Consider the following 16,711-nt stretch of genomic DNA (forward strand, 5'->3'; position numbering starts at 1 on the left):
AGATACAAGACTATGCCGACTACATCATGTGCCACTCACGCTGAATCTGGGGAAGAGCATCCCCGTTCGGCATAGTTTGGCGGACGGCATAAACTGCCTTATGCCGAGCTCGGCATAAGGCAGTTTCAATGAGGCTGTAGATCGCGGCGCCCGTGTGCGCGCCTGGCGGAGTGTGGCTGAACAACCAATTGTTTCGTTTGCCAACGTTGGCATAAACGAATGGGGTGGCTGTGCTCAGGTAGTCCGGAGGGCGCCAAGGCCGAGCGCGCACTTAGCCGCCACAACATGGCCACGCACTTCGAGCTCGCGATCGCTGCCAACTCAAATCCGACCCCGACAGTCCGGTGATCGTCCAGTATACCGAGTCGACGCCCATGCAGCGCCGCGCCCTGGAGCTGATCCGAATGTTCCCAGTGTCGTAAACTTAACTCTTCCTGTTTCTATAAATTAAACAAAGACGTGACAATTAACTCGGCAGGGAACTTCGGACTAGCTCGCAAGTGTTCGCGCCAGCTCCAGCCAGGCCGGTGGCAGTGGCTTGCGCTCATGGGCGACGCGCTGCAGTGGCGTCGTGGCGATCCGACCCTTGCGCATACCCAGCATGACGTCCGTGTAACCCCCTAGAAGGTGGTCTACGGCGCTGGCGCCAAGGAGGGATGCCAGGACCCGGTCGTGGCCACTGGGCCTGCCCCCGCGCTGGATATGGCCCAGAATGCAGGCCCGTGCCGGGTGTCCCAGCGAGCCGAGCTCCGCCGCCAGGCGCTGCGTGTAGGTCGGATCCGTGCCCTCGGCGACCACGACCAGGCTACTCGGCTTGTTCCGCAACCGCCTTCCTGGCAATTCGCTCACCAGCGTCGCGGCGTCAATGGAGCGGTCAGGCAGGACAATGGCTTCAGCCCCGCCGGCGATGCCCACGGTTACGGCGATAAACCCGGAACTGCGTCCCATGACCTCCACCAGGAAGAGCCGTTCATGGGAATACGCGGTGTCGCGGACGCGATCGATGGCTTCCAGCGCCGTGTTGACGGCCGTGTCGAAGCCGATGGTGTCCTCGGTGCCGACAATGTCGTTGTCGATGGTGCCGGGCAGGCCGATGACGGGCAGTCCGGTCTCCGTGGTCAGCTGGTGGGCGCCGGTTAGCGAGCCGTCGCCGCCGATGACGATCAGGGCCCCGATACCCTGGTGGCGGAGGTCCTCAACCGCCCGCGCGCGCACGGCAGGCTGCAGAAAGGCCTCACAGCGATCCGTTTTCAAGATGGTGCCGCCGCGCTGGAGAATGCCGCCCACCGCGGCCACGTCCAGGGGGCGCAGTGGGCCGTTCACCAAGCCGCTGAAGCCGCGTTCTGCGGCGAATACCTCCAGACCCCGTGCGATCGCCGTACGGGTGATGGCGCGCACGGCTGCATTCATGCCGGGTGCGTCGCCTCCACTCGTCAGCACGGCCAGGCGCCGGAGCTCGCGGGTGACGGCAATTTCAGGGAGGGTCCACATGCGTTAGGTCACTCCTCGTCGGCGATCCGGAACACCAGACGAGCGACGCGCCAGAGTTGCCAGCCGCCACGCAGCCCAGGCGAGACGTCCACGTGGTGCAGACCTGCGGCCGGAAACAGCTGGGCCTGCTCCTCGCCCAAAGCCTTCTTCAGCTGCTCACTATGTCCGATGGGGATGACGTCGTCGTCGGTCCCGTGCACCAGGATCAGCTCGGCGTGCAGCTGGGACAGGTCTCTTTGGGCCAGGTCCAGACCGACGAGCTCCTCACGGATCTGCTCCGGCAGCGCCTGGATATGCGCGCTGACGCGCTCCGGGTCCGTGTTGGTGATCAGCTCGTAAACGGGTCGGCCTTCCTCGCCGAGTTGTGCCGCCGCGTCCTCCACCGATCGCCAGGGATCCTGGAGCCTCAGCTCGGCGATCTCGCGCAACAGCTCGCGGTCTTCGTCGTTATCGATGCGGTCGAGTTGGCTCAGCAGCACCACCCATTTGCCTTCCTGGCGGGGCTCCGGCACCGCGGCCTCGCGACCGCTGATGGGATCGACGCCCGTGGTCACGTAGCTGATGGCATCCTGGATGTCGTAATAGCCGCCCACGGCGATGACGAAGCCGATGTCCTTGGCGACCGCGCTATCCTTGGCGGCGATCAGAGTCGGGCCCGCGGCGAAGCTGAACGCCATTAAGCCGATCGGCGGCTCGGTGCGATCCTCGGCCTCGGTGATGAGGTAACGCAGCGTATCGCCGATATCGCGCGCATCATCGAGGCTGACGGCAAAGGTTTTCGGCCCTTGCACATCCGGGGCCACCACCACGAAGCCCGAGCGCGCCATGGAGGTGGCAAACTCCACCATGCGAGGGTCGCGGCGGCCGTGCTCGGTGAATCCGTGAATCAGCACCAGGGTCCCGCGCGGTTCGCGGCCGGCCGGTCGATAGATGTCGGCGACATGTTCACGATCCGCGATCTCATAGGCTACCGTAGAACGAGTCGGATCTTCCGTGACGCGCTTCAGACGGCTATCCTCAGCGCCCGCCTGGACGTCGCGGAGCAACAGCATGCTTTCGTAACCGCGGTGGACGCTGGCGCAGCCCGTCAGCGTAAGCACGAGCAGGCCGAGCACCAGTATGAGCAAGCAACGGCGCACAAGGGGTTTCATGGGGACGGCAGCCGTCATCGCGCTGATGGCCTTGGGTGTGTATGTGGGTTTAATGCTCCTACTCTACGGGATGCAGTCACGGCTAATCCACCTACCCGGTGTGCCGGGGCGCGAGCTGACGGCAACGCCCGCCGACGTCGGCCTGCGGTGGGATGACGTTATCATCGAAACAGCCGATGGTGAGCGGCTCCATGGATGGTACCTGCCAGCTGACGATGAGCCACACCACACCGTGCTCTTTTTCCATGGCAATGCGGGCAACATCAGCCACCGCCTGGATAGCCTGGGGATTTTCCACGAGCTGGGCGTGGCCACGCTCATTATCGATTACCGGGGCTACGGCCAAAGCAGCGGCAGCCCGTCCGAAGACGGGCTGTACCGGGATGCGCAGGCAACCTGGGATTATGTGGTGGACTCCCGGGGGGTACCGGCCGACCAGGTGATTGCCTTCGGCCGCTCCCTGGGCGCGGCGGTTGCAGCGCACCTGGCAGCAGAGCGCGAGGTAGGCGGCTTGATCCTCGAGTCGGCGTTCACCGCGGCGCCGGATCTGGGCGCTGAACTCTATCCCATCTTTCCGGTTCGCCTGCTCGCGCGTATCGAGTACCCGACACGGGAGTTCGTCCAGCGCGTGGATGCACCGGTCCTGGTGGTGCACAGCCCGGACGACGAGATCATCCCTTTTCACCACGGCGAGGCTCTGTATGAGGCGGCCTCGGACCCGAAGGAATTCTTGCGCATGCAGGGGGATCACAATACCGGGTTTCTGCGCAGCCGGGAGGTCTACACCCAAGGGCTGCGGCGCTGGTTCGACACGCTGTAGATACAAATGGCGTGGGTTGCAGGGCACGTTGTTGAGGTGCCATCGTCAGTGGCGATTATACCAGAATCGCCGCTAGGCCCCGTAGCGCGCCCGGTACCCACGGATTGTCGCCAGCGCCCCGTTCGGGTCGCCACGGCGTTCCAGCCACGTCACGACGTCGTCGAGGTCCACAATCGGGATGACTGGCGCGCCATAGCGCTCGTGCACCTGTTCGACGGCGGAACGCTCGCCGGTACCGCGTTCCTTGCGGTCCAAGGCGATGGCGACACCGGCGAGCGCAGCACCGGCGGCCCGGATGATGTCCACGGACTCTCGCACCGAGGTGCCAGCGGAGATGACGTCGTCGACGACCAGTACACGCCCGGCGAGAGGAGCGCCGACGATGGTGCCCCCTTCACCGTGGTCCTTCGGCTCCTTGCGGTTGAACGCCCACGGCACATCGCGATCGTGCTCATTGGCCAGTGCGACGGCCGTGGCACTCGCCAACGGGATGCCCTTGTAGGCAGGCCCGTAGAGCATGTCGAACGCGACGCCGTGGGAGATGATGGCGCGGGCGTAGTAACCACCCAGGGCGGCCAGTGAACGGCCGGTATTAAAAAGCCCGGCGTTGAAGAAGTAGGGACTGATCCGGCCTGATTTGAGCTCGAATTCGCCAAAGCGCAGCACGCCCCGCTGCACAGAGAAGTCGAGGAAATCCTCTTGGTATTGCTCCATCGCGTATTTCCACTATCCGGTATTGCGCATTCCGGCGGCGATGCCGTTGATGCACACTTGCAGCGCCTTGCGCAGGTGTTCCTCGTTGCGGTGTCGCACACGGTGCAGCAGCTCGACCTGCAGCCGGTTGAGGGGATCGACATAGGGGTTGCGCACGTCCACTGAGCGGCGCACGACCGGGAAGTCCTGTAGCGGCCGGTCGTGCCCGGTGACCGTGAGCACTCCATCGAGGGTACGGTGATAACGCTCCCGCAACTGCTCCCCGAGCGCTTGCAGCTCGGCGGGGACCAGGCGCCGGTCGTACTGGGCGGCGACGTCCGGATCGGCCTTGGCCAAAACCATTTCCACCATATCGAGCAGCGCATGGAAGAACGGCCACTTGGCGAACATGGTCCGTAGCTCATCGGCCTCGCCACGCTCGATCGCTTGACCCATGGCCTCGCCGATACCTAGCCAGGCCGGCAGTAGCAGCCGGGTCTGGGTCCAGCTGAAGATCCAGGGGATGGCCCGCAGGCTCTCGACGCCGCCTGTCTCACGGCGCTTTGCCGGCCGTGAGCCGATGGTCAGGCCGGCAATTTCCTGCTCGGGGGTGGCTGCCCGGAAGTAATCGACGAATCCCGCCGTGTGCCGGACTGTACCGCGATAGGCGTCCACCGCGGTGGCCGAGAGCTGATCCATCAGCTCCCGCCATACCAGCTTGGGCTCCGGCGGGGGTTGTAGCGTCGCTTCCAGCACGGCGGTGGTATAGAGTTCCAGGTTGCGCAGCGCAATTCCCGGCAGGCCAAACTTGGCCTGGATGACTTCGCCCTGTTCGGTGGCCCGGAGACTGCCGTTTACCGAGCCCGGCGGTTGGGACAGGATGGCGGCGTGAGTCGGGCCACCCCCGCGACCGATGGAACCACCCCGCCCGTGGAACAGGGTGAGCGCGACGCCATTGCGCCGGCAGCAGGCCAGCAGACATTCCTGGGTCTGGTACAACGCCCACGCCGCGGTGAGATGCCCCGCATCTTTGCTGGAATCCGAGTAGCCGATCATGACCTCCTGCTTACCCTGGATACGCTGGCGATACCAATCGATCTCCAGCAAGCGATCCAGGCAATCCTCAGCCCCCTCCAGATCGTCAAGGGTCTCGAACAATGGCACCACCCGCAGGTGGTGCGTGACGCCCGCTTCCTGCTGCAGGAGCTCGACGGCCAGGATGTCCGAAGGCTTCGCCGCCATGGAGATGATGTAGGCGCCCAGACTCTCGGGGCCCTGTTCCGCGATCACCTCAAAGGTTTCCAGCACTTCCCGGGCGTCCTCATCGGGTGCGAAGCACCGGGGAATCAGGGGCCGCGGGGAGTTCAACTCACGGATCAGGAATGCCTGGCGCTCGTGCTCGTCCCATTGAGCGTAGTCACCCAGGCCCAGAGCGCCCGTGATGGCCGCCATGGTGGCGGTATGACGGCTGGCCTCCTGGCGGATATCGATGCGCATCAGCGTGAGGCCGAAACAGCGCACGCGCCGGAGCAGATCCAGCAGGCGGCCATCGGCGACCACACCTGCGCCGCAGCGGTGCAGCGAGTGGAAGCACTCCAGCAGCGGCCGGCGGAAGTCTTCCACGTGCTGGTAGATTTCGCCTTCCGGCAGCGCCTTACCGTCCAGCCGGGCTTCCAGCCCCCGCAAGGTCAGGCGCAGCCGCGCGCGCACGCGTTTGAGTACCACACGGTAGGGCTCCCAGGCGTCGCCCACGTGCTCGCGCAGGTCCGCATCGCGGCATTGCAAGGAGAGCTCAGAGATGAGCTGGGTGACCTCCTTTTCGTATAGGCTGGCGGCCTGCCAGCGGGCCATTAGGCAGGCGTTACGTGTCACCCGAGCCGTGACGCGCGGATTGCCATCCCGGTCGCCGCCCATCCAGGAATCGAATCGGATGGTTGCGACGTCCAGCGGCAGCGCACGGTTGGTGTGGTATCGCAGCATGCGGTCCAGACGCCGGGAATGACGTGGGATGGCATCCCAGAGGGTCTGTTCCACCACGGCATAACCCCAACGTGCCTCGTCCAGAGGCGAGGGGCGGCGTTGACGGATCTCGTCGGTGTGCCAGGCTGCCGTGACCTCGCGTTTCAGGGCCGCGTTGAGTTCGTGGGTCTCATCGGGGGTGAGATCCAGGCGATCCCTGATCTCAAGCATGCTTGCGATGCGGTTATGCTTCTGCAACAGGGTCCGCCTGGTGACCTCGGTGGGGTGGGCGGTCAGTACCAGGCCCACATGCATGTTGCACACGGCATCGAACAGGGCATCCGGCTCGGTTACGGCGGCCACACGCTGGAAGCCTTCCTCTAGGGAGCCGCGCAGTGGTTCGGCATCCGGGTGGCGTGCCCAGGCCCGGCTGCGGCGCACGCGGTGGTGCTGCTCGGCGATATTGGCGAGGTTGAGAAACTGCGAGAAGGCGCGGACCACGGGCATGATCATGTTGTCGCCCAGACCGGTCAGGGTGCTCTCGAGTTCACGTGCTGCGAGTCTATCGCCGCCGCGCGCCCGTTTCGCCAAGCGTCGGATCGTCTCGACGGTTTGGTAGAGATCCTGGCTTCCCTGCTCCTGCAGCACCTGCCCGAGGAGGTCCCCCAGCTCACGGATGTTGTCGCGCAGCGGTTGTTCGGCGGGGGTTGTGTCGACCATGGTGCCTTATCCGGTGCGGCAGCGCGTCGAGGGGCGTCGATCCGTATCTCCAGGCCTCAGAGTGCGGCTGCTCCTGTGGCGCGGTAGTTCGAACGGGGCATGACGCATTCGCGAATGCACCCTACCCCCGACAGCCAGCCCACGTGCGCTGATCGAAGGGCGTAGGGTGCACCATTAGATGCACGGTGAGGGCAATTGCGCGGCGGGCGCGCTTCATGCCACCGGCAAACTCACTCGGGCAGCCCAAACTGCTCGACGCTGGCGAAGATGTCCGTGTCGGAGATAATGCCAATGGGCTCCTGCTCCTTGTCGGTGACCGCGCAGCGCCGGATGTTGCTGCCGCTCATCTTCTGCGCGCACTCGTGGAGGGTCATGTCCACCGGTACGCTCACGAGCGGCTTTGAGGCCACCTCGCCCACCTTGACCGTATTCGGCCGGCGGCTGGGCTGAACAATGCGGGAGAGCACGTCACGCTGAGTCATGATTCCCCACTGGCCGTCCTCGCCCGGGCGCACGATGACGCTGCTGATGCGTTTGTCGCGCATCAGGTGCATGGCATCTTCCACGTTGGTGTCCGCCGGCACCGAGACGGGGTTCGGGTTCATCAGGTCTCCCACCGTGTGGGGGATGCGGCCGGATGCGACCATTTCCTCGAGCGGCGACGAGACCCGGCGCAGCTCGCGGGTCTTGCGGTCCTTTTCGATGGCCTGGTCACGCTCGGAACGGAACTGCTCCAGATCCAGATCCCCCTGGATCTCGGCGATGAGGGCATCGGCGAACTGGCTGGTCTTGACTTCGGACGCACCCTCGATCTGGCGGGCGAAATCGTAGGTGACGATCTTGCTGGTGACGACCTCCTCATACGCCGCGGTGATGAGATCCGCCGCCTCGGACCAGCCGATGTGATGCAGCATCATCACGCCGGAGAAAAGCAGCGAGCCGGGATTGACCTTGTCCTGGTTGGCATACTTGGGTGCCGTGCCGTGGGTGGCCTCGAATACCGCCACGTTGTCGCTCATGTTGGCGCCAGGGGCGATGCCCACGCCGCCCACTTCCGCCGCGACGGCATCGGAGAGGTAGTCGCCGTTGAGGTTCATCGTGGCGAGCACGTCGAACTCGTTCGGACGCAACAGCATCATCTGGAAGATAATGTCGGCGATCCGGTCCTTGATCACCACTTTGTCTGGGGGGCGCTTGCCGCCGTAGGCGCTGTAGAGCTCTTCCTCGGTAATGGTCGAGTCGCCGAACTCCTCGCGCGCAAGTTCATAGCCCCAGGAGCGAAACGCACCCTCGGTGAACTTCATGATGTTGCCCTTGTGGACCAGGGTGACGCTCTCGCGCTTGTTATCGATGGCGTACTGAATGGCCTTGCGTACCAAGCGTTTACTGCCGAACTCTGAGATGGGCTTAACGCCGAGGCCCGCGTCCTCGAAGAAACGCTCGCCCATTTCGTTGCGCAGGAAGTCGGCGACTTTGCGGTTTTCCTCGGTACCGGACTGGTATTCAATGCCGGCGTAGACGTCTTCGGTGTTCTCGCGAAAGATCACCACGTCGACTTCTTCCGGGTGCCGGAGCGGGGAGGGAACCCCAGCGAAATGACGCACCGGACGGACACAGGCGTAGAGGTCGAGATCCTGGCGCAAAGCCACGTTCAGTGAGCGGAATCCACCCCCCACCGGCGTGGTCAGGGGGCCTTTGATGGAGACAAGCAGGTCCTGCAGCGCTTCTTTGGTTTCGGCGGGGAAGTAGTCGCCGTCGTACAATCCGGCAGCTTTCTCGCCCATGAAAAGCTCTGCCCAGTGGATCTTGCGCTTGCCTCCGTAGGCCTTATGCACGGCTGCGTCCCAGACGCGCATCGACGCCGAGTTGATGTCCGGTCCAATGCCGTCACCCTCGACATAGCCGAGGATGGGCTGGTCGGGAACCTGGAGCGTACCGTCCTTAACGGTAATCTTCTGGCCACCACTGGGGTATGAGATATGTCCCGTCATGCGTCCTCCTCTCGTGGTTCACGCCAGACCCGTGTGGATTTGTACTTCTCGCGCCTGACGTCCGGCATGGACGGGGCGCCACGGATCGTGACCTGGCGGCCTGCTCGTCAGACCTGATTATAACTGTTTCTCGGCGGGCGGCGGAGCAACCCGCCACCGTGGAGAGTATAGTCTGGGGCGGGCAAGGCGTGCGGTCACAGTCCCCCGCAGTACGCACTGGACCCCTCGGGCCTCGCCGCCGCATTCGAAAAAGGCGGCGCGAGGGCCCGCTCGGTGGCCGCCTATTTTGCATCGGGGTCACGCAAGCGTTCAAGGAAGGGGGCGGCCTCAGTCGACACCGGATCGGGCGCCAACTACAATGCCCAGCCAGACAGTCCACCAGTCCCGCGGACGGTGGTGGCGGGCTCTCGGTGAGCCGGCAAACCAGGAGGTAGAGAGTGATGACACGCGAAGTCGTAGTGGTTGGAGCTGCCCGGGTGCCCATTGGGACCTATGGGGGCGGGCTCAAAGATGTCTCCCTGGGCGATCTTGCCGCAGATGTCCTGCGCGAGTCCGTGCGGCGCGCCGGGGTGGCACCGGAGCAGGTGGGTCACGTGGTCTTCGGTAACGTGATCCACACCGAGCCTCGGGATATGTACTTGGGCCGTGTGGCGGCCATCAATGGTGGTCTGCCCGAGGAGACCCCGGGGTTGACGCTGAATCGCCTCTGCGGTAGCGGTTTGCAGGCGATACTGACGGCCGCCGACTACATCCGCAGCGGCGACACGGACTGCGTGGTCGGTGGTGGTGGCGATGCGATGTCGCGCGCCCCCTACTGGTTACCCTCGGGTCGCTGGGGGCAGCGCATGGGCGATGGCACCATGCTGGACGCCATGGTTGGCGCCCTTACTGATCCGTTCGACAAATGTCATATGGGCGTTACCGCAGAAAACGTGGCCGAGAAATGGGGCATTTCCCGTGAGGACCAGGACGCTCTTGCGGCCGAGAGCCACCGCCGTGCGGCCGACGCCATTGATGGGGGTCGCTTCCGCGAGCAAATCATGCCTGTGGAGATCAAGAGCCGGAAGGGCACCAAGGTGTTTGATACCGACGAAGGCCCACGGCGCGGCACGAACATGGAGGCCCTCGCGGGCATGAAGCCTGTATTCAAGCGTGAGGGCGGCACCGTGACGGCGGGCAATGCGTCCTCGCTGAACGACGGCGCAGCCGCTGTCACCATGATGGAAGCGGGTGCTGCCGACAGGGCTGGCCTCAAGCCGCTGGGTCGGTTGGTGGCTGGCACCGTTGCCGCCGTGGAGCCAAAATATATGGGCATCGGCCCCGTGCCGGCGGTGCGCAAGCTCATGGAGCGTGCCGGCGTTACCGCTGATCAGGTGGATGTATGGGAGATCAACGAGGCCTTCGCCGCCCAGGCCCTGGCCGTGTGCCGTGACCTGGAGCTGAACATGGATAAGGTCAACCCCAATGGCAGCGGAATCTCTCTGGGGCATCCCATCGGTGCCACTGGTGCCAACCTGACCGTCAAGGCCCTCTATGAACTACAGCGCACCGGTGGCCGTTACGCCGTGGTGACCATGTGCATCGGTGGCGGACAAGGTATTGCGGCTTTGTACGAGCGGATGTAATACAGCCACTCGTATGTTGATCCACGGTGCAGGGGCGCCTCCGGACGCTCCTGCACCGTTGAACGGTCCCGCCCCCATGCGCATCGTCAGCGTTTGCTTAATTGCAACGGCATCCGTGCCGTCGCCCGGAAGGGCTTTCTCGACTGGTTGCCGGGCCGGGACGCGGATGTCGTGTGCCTGCAGGAGATTCAAGGCGCAGGAGGATCGACTCGGCACCGCGCCCTTCGATCAGGCACTCGGCAATATCCCGGGCGCATCAGCCAACAGCGTCAGGCGACCGTCAACACGGCTGCGTCGAGGGCGCACACCGCCGGAGGCCCTGCGATCACGCGAACCGGTCTTCCAGGTAATCCATGATGGCGTCGGAATCGTACAGCCATTCCAGCGAGCCATCGTCCTTTTGGATCAGCAGACACGGCACCTTGCAGTGGCCACCGCCCTGTAGCAACTGGTCACGGTAAGCGGGCACCTGCCGGATATTGCGCTTTTCGATTTTCAGGCGCAGACGTTCGCTGGTGCGCAAGACCCGGAGACACAGCGGGCAGGTCTCGTGGTAGTACAAGGCAAGCTGGTCGGTCTCCCGGTCCACCCGCTTCTGTTCTTCGGCGCTGCGTGTTACAACACCTGGATTCTGGGGACTCGTCGCCATGATTCTCTTCTTTCAAGCGCTCGTCATGGGTTTTGGGGCCTGCTCAAAGCCTGAGGCTTTCCCTGCCATTTCACAACCCCGGGTTTCCACTGTTCACTCCTAACTTGTAAACCCGTTGGACGTTCGTTTCAATGCTCTGGTAGCTGGTCAAGGTAACGTTCTGCGTCCAGGGCCGCCATGCAGCCTGTCCCCGCGGATGTGACAGCCTGGCGGTAGACATGGTCCATGACATCGCCGGCGGCAAACACACCGGGCACGCTGGTCGCCGTTGCATCGCCGGCAAGGCCGCTCTTGACGCGGATGTAGCCACCTTGCATGTCCAGCTGGCCCTGAAAAATGTCCGTGTTCGGCTTGTGGCCAATGGCGATGAACACGCCGGAGACGCCGAGTTCGCTGATCTCCCCCGTGTGCGTGGCCTTCACGCGTGCGCCGGTCACTCCGCTGCTGTCGCCGAGGATTTCGTCAAGGGTGTGATTCCACTGGAGTGTGATCTGCCCGGCCTCAGCCTTCGCAAACAGCTTGTCCTGCAGGATCTTCTCCGCCCGCAGTCGGTCACGCCGGTGTACCAGGGTGACGTGGGAGGCGATATTGGACAGGTACAGCGCTTCTTCCACGGCGGTGTTGCCGCCACCGATCACCGCGACCTTCTGGTTGCGGTAGAAAAAACCGTCACAGGTGGCGCATGCAGAGACGCCCTTACCCATGAACGCAGACTCCGACTCCAGGCCCAGATACTGGGCGCTGGCGCCCGTGGCAATCACGAGTGCATCGCAGGTGTACACGCCGGCGTCGCCGGCGAGGCGAAACGGGTGCTGATCCAGGCTCGCGGTGTGCACGTGATCAAAGATGATCTCTGTGCCGAATCGCTCTGCATGGGCCTTCATCCGTTCCATGAGGTCGGGGCCTTGAAGGCCTTCCACATCACCCGGCCAGTTGTCCACGTCCGTGGTCGTGGTCAGCTGCCCTCCCATCTCGATGCCGGTAATCAGCACGGGGTTGAGATTTGCGCGCGCCGCATACACGGCGGCCGTATACCCCGCTGGTCCGGAACCCAGGATCAGCAGCGGCTGGTGTTTCGCTTCACGCATGGTCACTCCTGAACGTTGTATCGCGCCATGGCATCACATGCCCTTCGGCCGGCGCGTTCGGCACCGCCGTGTACTTTAACGCAGCATGGGCTCTCGTGCGGAGGGGTGATGCCAGATCAGACTGCGGGTGGCAGTCACAAATCAGGCGCACTGCGATCGCCTGTCTGGTGGTCAGTGCCCCTCGAGCGTTTCCCTCGCAAAGGCATACGGGCTAAAGTCCCGCCATCGTCATCGCCATGAGCCGGAGCGAGAGTCCAGGAAATTGAGCATGTCCGAGTCCGCGGCCGCGGCCCGAGCAACGCCGTCCCGATTTGAACCGTTGCGCGTGTACCTGCACCCGCGGGTGCTGGGCATGCTGTTCCTCGGGTTCGCTGCGGGGCTGCCGCTGTTGTTGGTCGGTGGCACGTTCACGGCCTGGTTGCGTGACTTGGGAGTGGAACTGGCCGCCATCGGCTTTCTGAGCTGGGTAGGCATGGCCCACAGCATCAAGGTTCTCTGGGCGCCGTTGGTGGATCGCTTGGCTGTGCCGGGGCTGACCCGGGTGCTGGGTCGCCGGCGGGCGTGGATACTGCTTGCTCAGGTCACCGTGGGCGTTGGATTGCTGGGCATGGCCCTGACCGACCCGGTGGCCAATCTCTGGCTTGTGGCGCTTTGGGCGGTGCTGACGGCGTTTGGCTCGGCGACCCAGGATATCGCCGTGGATGCCTACCGGGTCGAAGCCGTGGGACCTGAACGCCAGGGCGCGATGGCGGCCACTTACGTCACCGGTTACCGCCTTGCCATTCTCATGGCCGGCGCCGGCGCCTTACACATCGCCTCCGTGGGCAGCTGGAGCCTGGCGTATGGCGCCATGGCCGTGCTCATGGCCGTCGGCATAAGCACCACGCTGATCGTTCGTGAGCCGGCGGTGGCGATCAGCGTTGAAACGCAGCGTCTCGAGGAACGCGTGGTCGCCTATCTGGCACAGACGCGGCATCAGGGTTGGCGGCGTGATTTCACGGCGTGGTTTCTGGGTGCGGTGGTTTGCCCCTTCGCAGACTTCTTCAAGCGCTTCGGGCTAGCGGCGCTGGCGGTGCTTTTGTTCGTGGGGACATTCCGCATCAGTGACATCGTCATGGGCGTCATGGCGAACCCGTTCTACCTGGATCTCGGCTTTACCAAGGGCGAAATCGCCAATGTTGCTGCGGCCTTTGGTCTGGGCATGACCCTCAGCGGTGCGGTGATCGGCGGGGCCCTGGTTCTGCGTTTCGGCATTGCCCGCATGCTGATCTTTACCGCGATAATGGCACCGCTTACCAACCTGACCTTCTCCTGGCTCGCCGTGATCGGGCCAGAGATCTACGGGCTGGTACTGGCGATCATGGCCGACAACATCACTGGCGGCATGGCCATCTCTGTCTTTCTGGCCTATCTGGCGAGTCTGACCAACACGGCCTATACGGCCACGCAGTACGCCTTGTTCAGCTCCCTCATGACGCTGCCTGGGCAGATCCTGGGCGGATTCACCGGTTGGCTGGCGGAGCAGGTGGGATGGGTCTGGTTCTTCCTGTATGCGGCGGGCATTGGCGTGCCCGCGATCGTGCTCGCCCTTGTGCTTCTGCGCATCGCCCACCCCGACGACATTCACCAACCTGGCAGGGGCAACGCGGAGTAATTGCGCGCGAGCGTGACGAAGCGCTCTGCGTATGCCGGCGTCGTAACCGGGTCCCCGGGTGACGCAACGCGACCGGACGGTGACGTGTCGTGGCGCCGTCGCGCGTCATGTTGTTTATCAATGGATCATAAGCTTTTCTTTTGAATGCGCTTTATTGGTTGGCCCGAATTGTGCTTGGTGTCTCATTGCAGGGTGACAGAGTCAAGGCTCAAGGATGCGGGGACACCAATGACGAGCAATAACGATATGGCACAGGCGGCTTACGCAATCGGGCGACGCTACGAAATGGGTGATGGAGTCGTCACGGATCTGGCCTCCGCGGCGCGGTTCTACCGACAAGCCGCATTGCGTGGTTCTCCGGAGGCGCAGCATGCTCTCGGCTTTCTTCACGCCACCGGGCAGGGTGTGGCTCGCAATAGCGAGCTGGCGGTGTCGTGGCTGCGTGCCGCGGCCGAGCGCGGGCACGCCGAGGCCCAGCACAACCTGGGTGTGATGTATGCCGAGGGCCGCGGTGTCGGGGTGGATTATAGCGAGGCGGTGCAGTGGTTCTACCGTGCGGCCATGAACGGCTGCAGCCATGCGCGGGCGTGGCTGGCCTTGCAGCCTGAGGGCAGCGTTACGGTCGGGGATTAGGCAAACCCCGACCGGCTTTTTGTCGCTGTGTCAGGAAACGCCAGATGATGCCCTCACCCTTGCTTTCGCCAGTGAGCATGTAGCGCAGGTTCTCGATGTGGTGCAGCGGGATGCGCATCAACCCCAGTGCCCGGTCCGTGCCGCAGAAAAGGATTCGATCGCCGCGGGCGAGCTGCGTGTCCTCAGGCGGCAGCAGCGTCACCTCGCCTTTGCGTGACAACAAGAGGGGGATGCAGTCCAAGCGCCGCTCCCGGTCCCGCGGGTGGTGCACCAGTCCCTTCATTGTCACCTCCATGCCTTCCTCCAGGGCTTCGATGACCGCAGAGCAACGAATCGCACTGATCCGCAGCGTCCAGGTCTCCGGGATCGTGCGCCCGGCAATCGCGCGGATGCGCTGGACCAGCGCCGCTTGCCATTCCTCGCTTTCGCCACGCGCCCGCTCCAGGAAGTCTTCCAGCAAGGGTGCGTTCAGCAGCGACAGAATCCGACTGGCCAGGATGTAGCTGGGCTCCACTGCCAGGTCGACGCCCGCGGCGCGAAACAGCGGCTTGCTGGAGAGCTCATTCTCCTGGGCCACGATAAAGATCGTGTCATTGAGTTGTCGGGCGGTCATCACAATGGAGAGATTGTCGGCGTCATCTGACGTGCCCGCCAGCAGCGCGCTCGCCGAGTAAATTCCTGCCTGCCTGAGTGTCTGCGCTTCCGTACCCTTGCCGGGAATCGCATCCGGCGGGCAGCTGTCGCTCTCGCCGGTGGGGTCCACAATGACGGTATGGATGCCCTGTTGACGCAGCATACGGTGCACGGCGCGGCCGAGCCGCTCGAAGCCGCAGATGATCCAGGTGCCCTCAGGTGGTTGGGGTCGCTCGGGCAGGCTTGTCGTGGGGATGCCCGTGAGCCAGTCCTGGATGCGGTGCATGTCCGGGCGGCGGATAGCGAGGCACAGCCGCTCCGCGAAACTGTCGTAGGCATTGAATACCGCATCCGTGCCGAACGAGGCGATATTGGCGGTCGCTTCCTCGCTGTCGGCGCGCGCCACCATGGTCACCCTCGGACTCTGCAGCTTACTCGTCAGTGCGATTTTGAGGTTGGCGTGATCGCTGTTCGTCACGGCAACGACACCCGCGCACCAGCGCTGCTTGACGCCGGCGGTGAGCAGGTTTTCCGGAATCTCTGCGTCCAGCTGAAATCCTGGCACATACACGGTGAGATCCCTCAGCTCCAGATTCTCGATCGCGCTCTGCGCCTGATCGATCACGACAACGCGGCGTCGGCGCTCGGTCAGGGCTCGCACCAACAGGCTTCCCGTGTCCCCATAACCACAGATTAGGTAGAAAGGCTCGCCAATCTGACGTACGGCACGGTGGAGGCGCCCGCGCTGGATCGCCGCACGAAAGGCAGTGTCCTGCATCAGGGAGATGATTGTCCCCACGGCGTAGAGCCACGCCAGCACGGTCAGGTAGATACTGAAAGTCACCCACATCCGCTGAGCTGCGGTGAATTCGTAGGGAATCTCGCCGAAGCCGATCGTCGGTGCGGTGTAGGTGATGACGTAGAAGGCATGGAAGAAATCCGTGCGCCAGGGGTCGCCTTGGCCATCCTGACCCGGCACCAGGGTCAGGCCGACAACGGCAATGGCGTAAGCGGACATCAGCACGATCAGCGGCGGTCGCATGCGCCGCATGACCATCGGTACCACAGTTTTCGCCACACCGATATCCCGGGGCATGGGGAGTAGCTCCGTACTTGCTCAGCGCTGCAGGCTGCTGGTTTCGATCACGAGCAGGGTTGCCGAGACCATGTTGGCGAGCAGAGCGCCCCCGGCGAGGGAGACGATGCCGGCCATAACCGCAGGGGGCAGCCCGACTTCGACCACATGGACAGCGACGGCCCAGACGATGGCGGCGGCGATCAGCTGCAGATCAGCAACCAGACTGGCCGCCAGCAGCACGGCACCAATCTGAGTGCGCTCCCCGAACTTGAGCACCGTTGCGATCAGGCTCACGACGATGGCGGCGAACAGCTCGTAGACATTGTGGTGCGCCGGGTTGTCGAACTCACCCAGAACAAAGCCGAAGTTGAGAGTTACGGCGAGCAGGATAAAAAAACCGAAGATTACTTTCTCAAGGTGCATAAGGTGTGCCCCCTATCTGGATTCGCTGCCGCGCTCTATCCTGAAATGCGCTTTGTAGACCCTCTAAAGTTAGCACGCCAGCGGCGCGCACGGCGGCGAGCCC

The 16,711-nt window shown here is 63.8% G+C and carries 13 protein-coding genes and 1 pseudogene; 5 read left to right on the top strand and 9 right to left on the bottom strand.

Features of this window, described 5'->3' with window-relative positions; all coding sequences use genetic code 11:
- Positions 1-489 precede the first annotated feature (489 nt).
- Together pfkA and QZT63_RS18675 are read right to left on the bottom strand one after the other, a co-directional pair.
- Positions 490-1,491: a 6-phosphofructokinase gene (gene pfkA, locus QZT63_RS18670; protein WP_290653366.1), complete on the bottom strand. Its 1,002-nt coding sequence runs from the start codon at positions 1,489-1,491 to the stop codon at positions 490-492.
- An 8-nt stretch (positions 1,492-1,499) separates the two neighbouring features.
- Positions 1,500-2,642 (bottom strand): hypothetical protein, encoded by a 1,143-nt coding sequence (locus QZT63_RS18675; protein WP_290653368.1) that lies wholly within the window; start codon positions 2,640-2,642, stop codon positions 1,500-1,502.
- Here QZT63_RS18675 and QZT63_RS18680 point away from each other — a divergent pair.
- Positions 2,611-3,462, top strand: coding sequence for an alpha/beta hydrolase (locus tag QZT63_RS18680; protein WP_290653370.1), 852 nt, complete (start codon positions 2,611-2,613; stop codon positions 3,460-3,462). The genes QZT63_RS18675 and QZT63_RS18680 overlap by 32 nt on opposite strands.
- A gap of 72 nt (positions 3,463-3,534) precedes the next feature.
- Here QZT63_RS18680 and pyrE read toward each other — a convergent pair whose 3' ends face one another.
- From pyrE to icd, 3 genes are all read right to left on the bottom strand, one after another.
- Positions 3,535-4,176 (bottom strand): orotate phosphoribosyltransferase, encoded by a 642-nt coding sequence (gene pyrE, locus QZT63_RS18685; protein ID WP_290653372.1) that lies wholly within the window; start codon positions 4,174-4,176, stop codon positions 3,535-3,537.
- 12 nt (positions 4,177-4,188) lie between these two features.
- Positions 4,189-6,834 carry a phosphoenolpyruvate carboxylase gene (gene ppc, locus QZT63_RS18690; protein ID WP_290653374.1) on the bottom strand — a complete coding sequence of 882 codons (2,646 nt, stop codon included), beginning with the start codon at positions 6,832-6,834 and terminating at the stop codon, positions 4,189-4,191.
- Positions 6,835-7,064: 230 nt separating this feature from the next.
- Positions 7,065-8,825 (bottom strand): isocitrate dehydrogenase (NADP(+)), encoded by a 1,761-nt coding sequence (gene icd / locus QZT63_RS18695; protein WP_290653376.1) that lies wholly within the window; start codon positions 8,823-8,825, stop codon positions 7,065-7,067.
- Positions 8,826-9,265: 440 nt separating this feature from the next.
- On the opposite strand from icd, the gene QZT63_RS18700 reads away from it, so the two are divergent.
- Together QZT63_RS18700 and QZT63_RS18705 are read left to right on the top strand one after the other, a co-directional pair.
- Positions 9,266-10,450, top strand: a complete 1,185-nt coding sequence (locus QZT63_RS18700) for an acetyl-CoA C-acyltransferase family protein (RefSeq protein ID WP_290653378.1) — start codon at positions 9,266-9,268, stop codon at positions 10,448-10,450.
- Between the two features lie 93 nt (positions 10,451-10,543).
- Positions 10,544-10,642, top strand: a pseudogene (locus tag QZT63_RS18705) (exodeoxyribonuclease III); the annotation flags it as partial.
- A gap of 133 nt (positions 10,643-10,775) precedes the next feature.
- Here QZT63_RS18705 and QZT63_RS18710 read toward each other — a convergent pair.
- Both QZT63_RS18710 and trxB read right to left on the bottom strand, forming a co-directional pair.
- Complete coding sequence (locus tag QZT63_RS18710; protein WP_290653380.1) at positions 10,776-11,099, bottom strand: glutathione S-transferase N-terminal domain-containing protein; 324 nt, start codon at positions 11,097-11,099, stop codon at positions 10,776-10,778.
- A 128-nt stretch (positions 11,100-11,227) separates the two neighbouring features.
- The gene (gene trxB / locus QZT63_RS18715) at positions 11,228-12,187 is read right to left on the bottom strand and encodes a thioredoxin-disulfide reductase (RefSeq protein ID WP_290653382.1); all 960 of its coding nucleotides are present in this window, start codon (positions 12,185-12,187) and stop codon (positions 11,228-11,230) included.
- A gap of 268 nt (positions 12,188-12,455) precedes the next feature.
- Here trxB and QZT63_RS18720 point away from each other — a divergent pair, with 268 nt between their 5' ends.
- Both QZT63_RS18720 and QZT63_RS18725 read left to right on the top strand, forming a co-directional pair.
- A complete protein-coding gene (locus tag QZT63_RS18720; RefSeq protein WP_290653384.1) occupies positions 12,456-13,841 on the top strand; it encodes an AmpG family muropeptide MFS transporter in 1,386 nt (461 codons plus the stop codon).
- A 228-nt stretch (positions 13,842-14,069) separates the two neighbouring features.
- The gene (locus QZT63_RS18725; protein WP_290653386.1) at positions 14,070-14,474 is read left to right on the top strand and encodes a tetratricopeptide repeat protein; all 405 of its coding nucleotides are present in this window, start codon (positions 14,070-14,072) and stop codon (positions 14,472-14,474) included.
- On the opposite strand, the gene QZT63_RS18730 is transcribed toward QZT63_RS18725, so the two are convergent.
- Both QZT63_RS18730 and QZT63_RS18735 read right to left on the bottom strand, forming a co-directional pair.
- On the bottom strand, positions 14,458-16,203 hold the full coding sequence (locus tag QZT63_RS18730; RefSeq protein WP_290653388.1) for an NAD-binding protein: 1,746 nt from the start codon (positions 16,201-16,203) through the stop codon (positions 14,458-14,460). The genes QZT63_RS18725 and QZT63_RS18730 overlap by 17 nt on opposite strands.
- Before the next feature lie 21 nt (positions 16,204-16,224).
- Complete coding sequence (locus QZT63_RS18735; protein WP_290653390.1) at positions 16,225-16,608, bottom strand: DUF6394 family protein; 384 nt, start codon at positions 16,606-16,608, stop codon at positions 16,225-16,227.
- Between the last annotated feature and the right edge of the window lie 103 nt (positions 16,609-16,711).

This window comes from Aquisalimonas sp. (assembly GCF_007120195.1).
Taxonomy (GTDB): Bacteria; Pseudomonadota; Gammaproteobacteria; order Nitrococcales; family Aquisalimonadaceae; genus Aquisalimonas.

Coding starts and splice junctions, on each gene's coding strand:
- QZT63_RS18730 (WP_290653388.1), bottom strand. CDS start 16,203: ATGCCCCGGGATATCGGTGTGGCGAAAACTGTGGTACCGATGGTCATG.
- QZT63_RS18680 (WP_290653370.1), top strand. CDS start 2,611: ATGAGCAAGCAACGGCGCACAAGGGGTTTCATGGGGACGGCAGCCGTC.
- trxB (WP_290653382.1), bottom strand. CDS start 12,187: ATGCGTGAAGCGAAACACCAGCCGCTGCTGATCCTGGGTTCCGGACCA.
- ppc (WP_290653374.1), bottom strand. CDS start 6,834: ATGGTCGACACAACCCCCGCCGAACAACCGCTGCGCGACAACATCCGT.
- QZT63_RS18720 (WP_290653384.1), top strand. CDS start 12,456: ATGTCCGAGTCCGCGGCCGCGGCCCGAGCAACGCCGTCCCGATTTGAA.
- QZT63_RS18735 (WP_290653390.1), bottom strand. CDS start 16,608: ATGCACCTTGAGAAAGTAATCTTCGGTTTTTTTATCCTGCTCGCCGTA.
- icd (WP_290653376.1), bottom strand. CDS start 8,825: ATGACGGGACATATCTCATACCCCAGTGGTGGCCAGAAGATTACCGTT.
- pyrE (WP_290653372.1), bottom strand. CDS start 4,176: ATGGAGCAATACCAAGAGGATTTCCTCGACTTCTCTGTGCAGCGGGGC.
- pfkA (WP_290653366.1), bottom strand. CDS start 1,491: ATGTGGACCCTCCCTGAAATTGCCGTCACCCGCGAGCTCCGGCGCCTG.
- QZT63_RS18710 (WP_290653380.1), bottom strand. CDS start 11,099: ATGGCGACGAGTCCCCAGAATCCAGGTGTTGTAACACGCAGCGCCGAA.
- QZT63_RS18675 (WP_290653368.1), bottom strand. CDS start 2,642: ATGAAACCCCTTGTGCGCCGTTGCTTGCTCATACTGGTGCTCGGCCTG.
- QZT63_RS18700 (WP_290653378.1), top strand. CDS start 9,266: ATGACACGCGAAGTCGTAGTGGTTGGAGCTGCCCGGGTGCCCATTGGG.
- QZT63_RS18725 (WP_290653386.1), top strand. CDS start 14,070: ATGACGAGCAATAACGATATGGCACAGGCGGCTTACGCAATCGGGCGA.